Raw genomic sequence first — 9,724 nt, 5'->3', positions numbered from 1 at the left:
AGCCGGGTCGAAGGCCCGGCATGAATTCGCTGGCTGCAGGGCCACTGTGTATCGCCAACACCGTCAGCCGCCTACTCGAAAGAGGCCTAGCGGTTACGCAGCAGCAACGCTGCAAACGCACACCCCAGCAGCGCCACGCAAGACAGGTAGAAGGCATCCGAGTAGGCCATCAGGTAGGCCTGCTCCCGCACGCTCCGGTCGATCAGCGCCAGGGCCTGCATCACCTCGGGCGACTGCGGGTCGACCATGCCCCCCGGCAGGCGCGCCTGCAGCGCGGCATCGAAGGGTGTCAGCCCCTCCCCCACCCGCACCGAATGAAAGCGCTCACGCTGCGACACCAGCTGCGTGAGCAACGCCGTGCCCAACGCGCCGCCCAGGTTGCGCAACATCGAGATCAACGCCGAGGCGGAGCCTGCCTGGGCCTTGTCCAGCCCCTTCACCGCCAGCACCGACAGCGCCACCATGATCAACGGCTGGCCGATGCCACGCACCACGGTCGATGGGATGATCACATTGCTGCCCGAATCCACCGTCAGTTGCGACCCCAGCCAGCAACCGAGGGCCATGATCGCGAACCCGCTGGCCACCAGCAGCTTGGCGTTGAGCCAGCGCATCAACCGTGGCAGCAAGGGCGCCAGCAACAGCTGCACCAGCCCATAGGCGATCAGGCTCTTGCCGATCTCGCTGGCGCTGTAACCCTGCACCAGCGACAGGTAGTTGGGCACCAGGAACACCAGGCCGAAGGTCGCCGCGCCAAACACCGCCATGGCCAGGCTGGAGACGCCGAAGTTGTAGCTGCCCAACAGGCGCAGGTTGATGAACGGCCGCGTACCCCACAGCTGGCGCTGGATGAACAAGGCCAGGGCGACCACCGCGGCGATGCTGAACGTGACGATGAAACGCGAATCGAACCAGTCCTTGCGCCCGCCCTCCTCCAGCACCACCTGCAACGCCCCCAGGCCCAGCGCCATGGCCGCGATGCCCAACCAGTCGGCCTGGCGCAGGGCACTGCGGTCCCCGGCCTGGCCCTTGATCGACCAGGCCACCGCCGCCAGCAGCGCCACGCCGGGCGGCAACTGCAGCAGGAAGATCCAGCGCCAGGAATACATGTCGGTGAGCCAGCCGCCGATCGACGGGCCGGCTGCCTGGGCCACGCTGTTGGCCAGGCTGAAGAGTGCCATCCCCAGCGGAATGCGGCTGGCCGGCAGTTCGGTGATGATCAGTTGCATCGACAACGGAATGAGCACCGCCCCGGAAGCGCCTTGAATCACCCGCAGCGCGATCATCGCCTCCAGGCTGGGGGCCAGCGCGCAGCTCACCGAGCTGACCAAAAAGATCGCCGAGCCCACCAGCATCACCCGGCGCAACGAAAACACCCGCACCAGCCAGGCCGTCAACGGAATCATGCTGATCTCGGCCACCAGGTATGCGGTGGAGATCCACGAGCCCTCCTCGAAGCTTGCGCCCAGCGCGCCCTCGATCTCGGGCAAGGCGGCGCTGGTGACATGCACGTTCATGCCCGCCATGAAGCAGCCGAACAACCCGCCGATCACCGCCACCCAGGCGCGCGCGCTGACTTTCTCCTCAGCGCTCATGACGTGCCTGCCGGGTATCCACGGTGGCGATCACCGACATGCCAGGCCGCAACCCGGGCGCACCGTCCGCTGCTGGATCGAGGTGGATACGCACCGGGAAGCGCTGGACGATCTTGGTGAAGTTGCCGGTGGCGTTGTCCGGCGGCAGCAAGGCGAACACCGCGCCGGAGCCCGGCGACAGGCTGTCGACCGTGCCCCGCCAGTGCTGGCCGAACGTGTCCACCTCGAGCGTGACCGGCTGCCCCGGGCGCAGGTGGGCCAGCTGGGTTTCCTTGAAGTTGGCGACCACGTAGGCCTGCGCCACCGGCACCACCGCCAGCAGCGGCAGGCCGGGCGTGACGTACTGCTGCTGGCGCACCTTGCGCTGCCCCACCACGCCATCGAACGGTGCGCGGACCTCGGTATCGGCCAGGGCACTGCGGGCCAACGCAACCTCGGCACGGGCCTGGTCGAGGTCGGCCTGGCGCTGCACCAGCTCCGCCTCCAGCTGCCGCCCCTGCTGGGCCAGCACCGCCTTGCGCGCCTGCTGGCGGGCCAGCTCGGCATCGGCGGCGCGTTGCAGGGCGTGGGCCTGGATCCGCGTGGCACGGGCCTGCTCCATGCGCTGCACGCTGGCCGCCTGCCACTCGGCCAGGCGCTGATAGCGTTGCCAGTCCGCCTCGGCACGCTGCGCCTCGCCCCGGCTGCCACCGCGCTCGGCTTCGGCGCGGGCAATGGCCTGGACCTGTTCGTCCTGTTCGGCGGCAAAGGTGCGCAAACGCATGCGCTGCACCTGCACGGCCGCCTCGCTCACCGCCAGGCGCGCCTCGGCCTTGCGCAGGCGATCGTGGAAGTCGCGTGCATCCAGGCGCACCAGCAGGTCGCCGGCCTTGACCGTGGCGTTGTCGGCCACCGCCACCTCGGCCACATAGCCGCTGACCCGTGCGCTGATCGGCGCCCAGTCGGCACGCACATAGGCGTCGTCGGTTTGCTCCAGGAACCGCCCGGCCAGCCACCAATGGCCGCCGTAGGCCAGCAGCGCCAGGCCAACCGCGCCGGCCAGGCCGAAACGTAGCCAGCGCTGCCGGTGCCGGGCACGGGAGTGTTCGAGGGTAGGCTGTGGGTCTGGGCTGACCGCCTGGTTCATGCTGGGGCTCCTTCCATTGGGGGAGCGTCAGCGTAAGGAATCTGCACCTGTCGTTCGCGCGCGAATCGGCAGGCAATCGTCGCGTAATGGACAGCAGCCTGCACAATTCACCGCCGAGACTGGGTCACCCCTGCAGGAACGCCACCACCTGCTCTGCGGCGGCGGCTGGATCTTCCTGCATGAAACAATGCCCGCCCGCCACTTGCTGCGCGGTCACCTGGGCATTGAGCTCGGCCAGCCGGCGCACCGAATGCGGCACGAAGGGGTAGGTGTGTTGACCATAGAGAATCCGCGTCGGGGTCTGGATTCGCGCCAGGTTCTGCCACATGCGCTCGGGGAACGAGCTGAAGATCTCTACCTCGCGGCTGGGCCGGCACTTGAGCACCACCCCTTCACCACAATCGCCGATGGCATGCTCCACATACGCCTGCAAGGCGGTGTCGCTCCAGCCCTTGAAGATCCCCCGCCCCTGCAGCGACGCCAGCGCCGCCTCGCGGTCAGGCCAGTGGCTGCGCCGGGTCGCGGCCTTGCGCGCCAGGGTATGGCGACGGTGCAGGCCGACCATCGCCGCCGCCCCCATCATGCCGATCATGCCGCGGCTGAACAGCACCGGGTCGAGCAATACCGCACGCTGGAACAGCCCAGGTTCGGCCGCCAGGATCAACCCGGTGAGCACCCCGCCGAAGCTGTGCCCCACGGCATACCGAGGTACCTCGCCATACTCGCCACGCTCGGCCGCGAATGCCTCCACCGCCAGCGCCGCCGTGCGGTTCCAGCCGCGGAACACACCACCATGGTCGCTATCGCCATGGCCCTGGACATCACTCAGCCACAGGTCGAAATGCTCGCCCAGGCGCATCAGCAGCGGCTGGTAGGCCAGGCTGCAAAAACCATTGCCATGCAGGAAGTGCAACAGCGGCCGGCCACTCGGTGGTGTGCGCCAACCCCGCAGGGTGAAGCCTTCGGCGCATTCATGGGACCAGGGAATCAACTCCATCGACTGCACTCATTGCTTCAGGAAAACGCCGATTCTACAAACAGCAGCGGATACAGTGAAATCACCAGCAACACGGCCATCAGGACATTGAACAGCACCACCGCGCGCGGGTTGCGCAACAGGTTGCGCAGCGCGCTGCCGAACATCACCCAGATCCCCACGCTGGGCAGGTTCACCAGGGCGAACACCGCGGCGATGACGATGACGTTGAACACATAGCCCTGGGCCGGTGTGTAGGTGGTGATCGCCCCCACCGCCATCACCCAGGCCTTGGGGTTGACCCACTGGAACGCCGCCGCGCCCCAGAAACCCAGCGGTTTGCGGCCACTGGCGGTATCACCGGACATCGGCCCGGAGGTGGCGATCTTCCAGGCCAGGTACAACAGGTACGCGGCGCCCGCATAGCGCAGGATGCTGTACAGCGGCGGCCAGGCCTTGAACACCTCGCCCAGCCCCAGGCCCACCGCCAGCACCAGTACCATGAACCCGACGCTGATCCCCAACGCGTGGGGGATGGTGCGACGCACCCCGAAATTCACCCCCGAGGCCAGCAACATGGTGTTGTTTGGGCCTGGGGTGATGGACGAGACGAAAGCGAACAGCACGAAAGCGCTGAGCAGGTCGAGAGAGGCAAGCATGGCGGGCATTTCCGTTTTCTGGTTATCGTGTGGCCACACTAACGGAGCCCGGCGACAATCGACCGGTACAGTTCGTGAAAATTGCACAGATACACATTACTGATACGGTCCTTAGCCTTTCACAAGGAAGACACGCCATGAGCTTGACCATCCGCCCTGCGGTGCGCGGCGATGCCCAGCAGATCCTCGCCTTCATCACCGAACTGGCCGACTACGAACGCGCCCGCCACGAAGTGGTGGCGACCCTCACCGATATCGAGCACAGCCTGTTCGACGAAGGCAGCACCGTGCGCAGCCTGATGTGCGAGCGCGACGGCCAGGCGATTGGCTTTGCCGTGTACTTCTACAGCTATTCCACCTGGCTGGGGCGTAATGGCATTTACCTGGAAGACCTCTACGTGACGCCCGAGCAACGCGGCGACGGCGCCGGGCGCAAGCTGTTGCGGCACATTGCCCGTGAAGCGCTGGCGAACAACTGCGGGCGCCTGGAGTGGAGCGTGCTGGACTGGAACGAACCGGCGATCGGTTTCTACCAGTCGCTGGGGGCGCAGCCGCAGGATGAATGGGTTCGCTACCGGTTGGACGGCGAGCGGTTGCGGCAGTTTGCCGAAGGGTGAGGCGTGCTGATCGCGGGACAAACCCGAATTGAATTTCAGCGAATTCTGTAGGAGCGGCTTCAGCCACGATCACCCGCAGGCGGGTGCCCGACACCGCGTTGCCTGCATCGCGGCTAAAGCTTCTACAAAGGGCTCTGTTCTCCACGTGACAACGCAGCCTTCCCGGCCTGCACCTCCCTGGAGCGGGCTTGCCCCGCGATCACCGGCATAGCCGGTGCCATGCAGCACACGTATTCGGTAGTACCCCTACCATATTTTTAACGCCCAGAAATGAAAGGCAGTCATCAACAAGCTGAAAATTACAAGAACGACATATTCGAACAGTGAAAACTCCTCTAGGGCAAAAGGAACGAATCCTTGTCCACTCATCAACTCGTAATAGGACCCACTCACGAATGCCGCATATAGCAAGGCGCCCCAAAACTGCCAACCGGTAACAAGATCCCTGAACACGAATCTGCTTAGCGCCAATGTGAAAGCAATATCCCCCAGCGTGAGCAATATCAGCCCCCATACGCTCATTTCAAAATCTCATTAATTAAATCTTTTATTGTTATCGAGGACGTTGCCACTTCAAGGGCTAACCCAGCTTTACTCATTTGCCTGAAAGCTCGCTCTTTGTCGCTCTCCATATACCGAAACAGGCGCCATGCATCTCGCCTCGGGACCATCCGCCTAAGCGCTCTCCCAGAAAGGTACAAGTCTGCAGAATAATAAGCGATATTTGCCTCGCGCTCCTCATACCCCAAACGCTTGGCGGCATCTTGATAGCGTTTTCTGACAGGACCCACAACATCCGTTCGCCCTTCATATAGCCCTTTGGCGTTCTCATAAAAATTATTTAACCCGTGTGCGAGAATCGGTCCTCCACGCGCTACACAACCAACACCATAAGACCCAAGGCAACTCCCCACGCCTGTCAAGACTTGTGAGCCCCCTCCCGCCATACCACCTAACTGATTCAAAATCCTGGATGACTGAGCGTACAGACTTTCTTTTTCACGCTTGATCAGCCCAAGTCCTTCATCCGGACTGATTCTTTGCTCATAAACATCTTCCACCACCCGTTTTGCGTAGTACGCCAGCTCCCGATTGAACTGCATCCGTAAGCGCCGGTCCTGCAAATGCCGCGCGCTGACACCACATCCATAACTAATCAGCCGAGAGGCCGTTGCATTGACTTCCCAGAACGCTTCATCCAGCCGCAGGCCAAATTCATCCTTCTGCTTCATGGCTGCTCTCCCCACGAGGCATGCCCGCTGGTACCGGCCGCGTGATGAATCCAGCTGATGGTGCGATAGCGGATGTACAATCGCTCTTCGGGCTCCTGATCAGTCATGAGCACCGCATGGGGCACATCGAGGTCCTGAGCCACGATCAACGCGCCGTCGAGCCTGACAGAGAAGTACTTTTCCCGGTGCCCCGCCGGGTGCGTACGGTAGAAATGGATATCGCAGTCGACCACCTCCCGGCCATCCACTGCCTGGCCAAGCAAGGGCGAGGCCTTGTCGACGAGTTTGGTGACGATTACCGGATGGTGGGTACTGCGTATGGCATTGATGGGGTTGGAGAGGCTGTGATTGAACGAGAGCACCATGATCTCGTCGCCGTGCCCCGCCTGGCACTTGTTACCGATGGACGCCTGGGAACCGCAGCCTGCCGATATCAGGCCTTGAAGCTTGCCGATGATGCGCATGTAGCCGTGATAAGCCATGGGGTCGACTCCTTGTTGACCAGGCCAGCAGGCTACGGGCTCGACTCCGCCGTGTATGCCAGCTGCGTCTGAAATTGCCGGCCCGCTTTTACACGGGATGTTTATCCCAGGTCGGTGCTCCACCCTGCCCTGCCTTGTTCCCTGCGACCCACCGAGTAAGCATGAAAAAGCCGCTTCCGAAGGTATCGGAAGCGGCTTGTGTGAAACTCGTGTTGCCTGCGTTCAGCACAGGCCTGGCGGAATCACTCGCGCTCACCCTTGCCAGCCTGGCTCCCCGGCAACTGCCCATCGATCATCGCCTTGGCCATGCCGCTGAGGTAGTAGGTGGCGCGCATCAGCGTCTGCGCCTCTTTCGGTTTGCTCAATGCCTGGTACGTCAGCCCGGTGATGCAGCCCAGGATGATCGATGTTTCCTGCAGCACGTCCTCCGTCGGCAACCCGGGGATCGCCTGCACCCAGTCGCGTACCGAACGCCGTTTGCTGCGCTCGACCAGGCTGATGATTTTCGGATCCCCAGTGCCCTTCGCTTGCTCGTCCTTGTCCATGACTTAACCCCCAAGAAAAGAATGAGCCCGCCGCATTTCACCCTCCAGGGCCCCCGGACCAGACCGCGCGATCCTTGCGCGGCGTTCTGCCCAGAAGCCCGGCCAACCCCGGACGGTGAAACACGACAGGCAGGGCGAGACTAAAGCGCGTATCCCCTCGCGACAACGGCCGAACAGGGAAAAACGCCCCTTTAGGAAAAGGACTACACGAACATCGGAAGAATGGCTGTAGGACCTACAGAATTGGCTGGATGCAGTGCCATCGCCAACCTTTCGCGGGGCACGATCTAACAGCGTACCCGCCTACAGCGCCTCATCGGCGGCCAAGTGGGCTAGTGCCCCTCCTGCTAGTGTCCCGCTCGGGTAGTTCGTTAATCTAAAAGCCCCGGAATCATTGGGCGAAACCATTTAAGTAGATAAACGAATTAACCGTGCGGGACACTAGGTATACCTTAAGCGTTTCGAGACCTCCTGATAGCCTTTCCTGACCAGCCCTTCCACGCCATCTCGCCCTCATAAAGCCATCTTGCACGCCCATGAAACACCACCATGCCCCTACTATTCAGCCATGGCCAAAACTTGGGACCAGTCAACGCTTCGCGAGGCCATAGCCCAAATATGAAAAAACCATTTTCTCAGTAACGGAGATCACAAACCAAAAGCCCACGTCATTAAGCCGCGCCGTGAAAAAACGAATAACCCCTTCTCTACCCTCGATAGCGTCACCGGCACATCCACCAAAATCACCAACATAAATTCGAACACACTCATCCCACGCACTTCTCACTAAACTCGCCAGCAGCCAAGACGGCGCATAACGCAAGGCACAACATTATTTATAGCGCGAAGAAACAGACCAGCCATGAAACATGACCATGACAAAAACCCCAACATTGACAAAAATCAAGTCACGAAAAAAGTTATCTCCATAGTCTATTTCCACAAAAAACACGTCATCACCCTTCAAGAGCGTGACATAGAAGCCTCCTATCACAATCGCATGAATATAGGCCAGCACCACAAGGAATACACTGCTTTTCGTGGAGCACAAGTAGCGTCTGATCAGCAACGTAGTCGGCACGTCCACGACGATAATCAGAAGAAACTCAAACACACTCATTCCCTGTATTCTTTATTAAACTGATATGCCGTGGCACCGGTTGTGGTTGTTTCTACAACACCCGCTGCTGTGCTCATCTGTCGTATCGCAGCCTCATTATCAACGGAATAGTACTTGTAAAGTCTCCATGCATCCGCTTTTAAAACTGGCCGAAACAGAGCGCCCACCGACAGCGCTGCATCGGCGGCCAAGTATGCTAGTGTACCCTCCCGCTCGGTATACCCTAAACTCTTAGAGACTTCACGATAGCCTTTTTTGACCGGCCCCTCTATATCATCACGACCCTCATACAACCCCCTTGCACTCTCATATATATTATTTCCTCCGTGCGCAATCATTGGCGCTCCCAAAGTTGCGCACAGCAACCCAAGCGACCCATAACAAATACCGGCACCGGTGATAATCTGTCCTGTCCCGCCAATAACACCAATCGCTTGCAAAGTGATGCGTTCCGACTGAGCTTTCAGCCTGTCCCTCTCATTCCTCAGCTCAATAAGTGCATCCCCAGCACTGGATTTACGGTGGTACACATCGTCCAAAACTCGCCGCGCGTAATAAGCCAGTTCCCGATTGAACTGCATCCGCAACCGCCGATCGCTCAGGTGTTTGGCACTGACCCCACAGCCATAACTGATCAACCTAGATGCCGCCGCATTCACCTCCCAATACGCCTCATCAAGCCGCTCACCATATTCCTCGCGCTGGCTCATAGCTGCTCCCCCCACGTGGCGTACCCGGTGGTACCAGCGGCGTGATGAATCCAGCTGATGGCCCGATAGCTGATAAGCAGCCGCTCCTCGGCATCCTGGTCGGTCAAGAGCGTCGCGTGGGGCACGTCCAGCTCCTGGCTGACGACCACCGCACCCTCCAGCCTTACGGAGAAGTACTTTTCCCGATGGCCCGCCGAATGAATGCGGTACAGCTGGATATCGCAGTCGACCACTTCCCGGCAGTCCACGGCCTGGGCCAGCAAGGGTGTGGCCTTGTCGATGTGCTTGGTGATCACCACGGGCTGATGCACAGCACGTTGGTTGGTATCAGGGGTGGCAAGAGCGTGATTGAAGGACAGCACCGTTATTTCGTCCTGGTGCACGAGCTGGCATTTGTTGCCAATGGATGGCTGGGTATTGCACCCCGCCGAAATCAACCCCTGTCGATTGCCTTTGATACTCATGTAGCCATTGAACGCCATGGTCTGCTCTCCCTGTAGACAAGGGATGCAGCCTACGAAAACGACAACCCGTTGTATGCCGGACGCATCCCAAATATTCGCCGGGCGCGGAACGCCCTGTTTACTGCGCCTGACTGCTACAGGCGTCAGGCCATCCTGGCTCTGGCCTGCAGCACCTCAACCATGGCAAAACAAGCTGCG

11 protein-coding genes are annotated in these 9,724 nt (G+C 61.0%); 1 reads left to right on the top strand and 10 read right to left on the bottom strand.

What is annotated here, in order from left to right; all coding sequences use genetic code 11:
- Positions 1 to 86 precede the first annotated feature (86 nt).
- The 4 genes from IM733_RS03425 to IM733_RS03410 form a co-directional block, all read right to left on the bottom strand.
- Positions 87 to 1,595: an MDR family MFS transporter gene (locus IM733_RS03425; protein ID WP_248919536.1), complete on the bottom strand. Its 1,509-nt coding sequence runs from the start codon at positions 1,593 to 1,595 to the stop codon at positions 87 to 89.
- Positions 1,585 to 2,721 (bottom strand): HlyD family secretion protein, encoded by a 1,137-nt coding sequence (locus tag IM733_RS03420; protein WP_248919535.1) that lies wholly within the window; start codon positions 2,719 to 2,721, stop codon positions 1,585 to 1,587. The genes IM733_RS03425 and IM733_RS03420 overlap by 11 nt, the downstream gene beginning before the upstream one ends.
- 124 nt (positions 2,722 to 2,845) lie before the next feature.
- A complete protein-coding gene (locus IM733_RS03415; RefSeq protein ID WP_248919534.1) occupies positions 2,846 to 3,718 on the bottom strand; it encodes an alpha/beta fold hydrolase in 873 nt (290 codons plus the stop codon).
- A 17-nt stretch (positions 3,719 to 3,735) separates the two neighbouring features.
- The gene (locus tag IM733_RS03410) at positions 3,736 to 4,365 is read right to left on the bottom strand and encodes a LysE family translocator (RefSeq protein WP_248919533.1); all 630 of its coding nucleotides are present in this window, start codon (positions 4,363 to 4,365) and stop codon (positions 3,736 to 3,738) included.
- Positions 4,366 to 4,493: 128 nt separating this feature from the next.
- On the opposite strand from IM733_RS03410, the gene IM733_RS03405 reads away from it, so the two are divergent.
- On the top strand, positions 4,494 to 4,973 hold the full coding sequence (locus IM733_RS03405; protein WP_248919532.1) for a GNAT family N-acetyltransferase: 480 nt from the start codon (positions 4,494 to 4,496) through the stop codon (positions 4,971 to 4,973).
- A 518-nt stretch (positions 4,974 to 5,491) separates the two neighbouring features.
- Here IM733_RS03405 and IM733_RS03400 read toward each other — a convergent pair.
- The 6 genes from IM733_RS03400 to IM733_RS03375 form a co-directional block, all read right to left on the bottom strand.
- The gene (locus tag IM733_RS03400) at positions 5,492 to 6,205 is read right to left on the bottom strand and encodes a DUF4225 domain-containing protein (protein ID WP_248919531.1); all 714 of its coding nucleotides are present in this window, start codon (positions 6,203 to 6,205) and stop codon (positions 5,492 to 5,494) included.
- Positions 6,202 to 6,687 (bottom strand): Hcp family type VI secretion system effector, encoded by a 486-nt coding sequence (locus IM733_RS03395; protein ID WP_248919530.1) that lies wholly within the window; start codon positions 6,685 to 6,687, stop codon positions 6,202 to 6,204. The genes IM733_RS03400 and IM733_RS03395 overlap by 4 nt, the downstream gene beginning before the upstream one ends.
- Before the next feature lie 242 nt (positions 6,688 to 6,929).
- Positions 6,930 to 7,232 (bottom strand): DUF3077 domain-containing protein, encoded by a 303-nt coding sequence (locus IM733_RS03390; RefSeq protein WP_248919529.1) that lies wholly within the window; start codon positions 7,230 to 7,232, stop codon positions 6,930 to 6,932.
- Positions 7,233 to 8,064: 832 nt separating this feature from the next.
- A complete protein-coding gene (locus IM733_RS03385) occupies positions 8,065 to 8,352 on the bottom strand; it encodes a hypothetical protein (protein WP_248919528.1) in 288 nt (95 codons plus the stop codon).
- A complete protein-coding gene (locus IM733_RS03380) occupies positions 8,349 to 9,062 on the bottom strand; it encodes a DUF4225 domain-containing protein (RefSeq protein ID WP_248919527.1) in 714 nt (237 codons plus the stop codon). Before IM733_RS03380 ends, IM733_RS03385 begins: the two co-directional genes overlap by 4 nt.
- On the bottom strand, positions 9,059 to 9,544 hold the full coding sequence (locus tag IM733_RS03375) for an Hcp family type VI secretion system effector (RefSeq protein ID WP_248919526.1): 486 nt from the start codon (positions 9,542 to 9,544) through the stop codon (positions 9,059 to 9,061). Before IM733_RS03375 ends, IM733_RS03380 begins: the two co-directional genes overlap by 4 nt.
- Positions 9,545 to 9,724: the final 180 nt, after the last annotated feature.

Source organism: Pseudomonas entomophila (assembly GCF_023277925.1).
Classification (GTDB): domain Bacteria; phylum Pseudomonadota; class Gammaproteobacteria; order Pseudomonadales; family Pseudomonadaceae; genus Aquipseudomonas; species Aquipseudomonas entomophila_D.
This window is presented reverse-complemented; position numbering and strand designations above follow the sequence as displayed.

Excerpts from the sequence above, each read along its gene's own strand:
- IM733_RS03390 (WP_248919529.1), bottom strand. The coding sequence starts at position 7,232 with ATGGACAAGGACGAGCAAGCGAAGGGCACTGGGGATCCGAAAATCATC.
- IM733_RS03405 (WP_248919532.1), top strand. The coding sequence starts at position 4,494 with ATGAGCTTGACCATCCGCCCTGCGGTGCGCGGCGATGCCCAGCAGATC.
- IM733_RS03415 (WP_248919534.1), bottom strand. The coding sequence starts at position 3,718 with ATGGAGTTGATTCCCTGGTCCCATGAATGCGCCGAAGGCTTCACCCTG.
- IM733_RS03375 (WP_248919526.1), bottom strand. The coding sequence starts at position 9,544 with ATGGCGTTCAATGGCTACATGAGTATCAAAGGCAATCGACAGGGGTTG.
- IM733_RS03385 (WP_248919528.1), bottom strand. The coding sequence starts at position 8,352 with ATGAGTGTGTTTGAGTTTCTTCTGATTATCGTCGTGGACGTGCCGACT.
- IM733_RS03410 (WP_248919533.1), bottom strand. The coding sequence starts at position 4,365 with ATGCCCGCCATGCTTGCCTCTCTCGACCTGCTCAGCGCTTTCGTGCTG.
- IM733_RS03380 (WP_248919527.1), bottom strand. The coding sequence starts at position 9,062 with ATGAGCCAGCGCGAGGAATATGGTGAGCGGCTTGATGAGGCGTATTGG.
- IM733_RS03395 (WP_248919530.1), bottom strand. The coding sequence starts at position 6,687 with ATGGCTTATCACGGCTACATGCGCATCATCGGCAAGCTTCAAGGCCTG.
- IM733_RS03400 (WP_248919531.1), bottom strand. The coding sequence starts at position 6,205 with ATGAAGCAGAAGGATGAATTTGGCCTGCGGCTGGATGAAGCGTTCTGG.
- IM733_RS03425 (WP_248919536.1), bottom strand. The coding sequence starts at position 1,595 with ATGAGCGCTGAGGAGAAAGTCAGCGCGCGCGCCTGGGTGGCGGTGATC.
- IM733_RS03420 (WP_248919535.1), bottom strand. The coding sequence starts at position 2,721 with ATGAACCAGGCGGTCAGCCCAGACCCACAGCCTACCCTCGAACACTCC.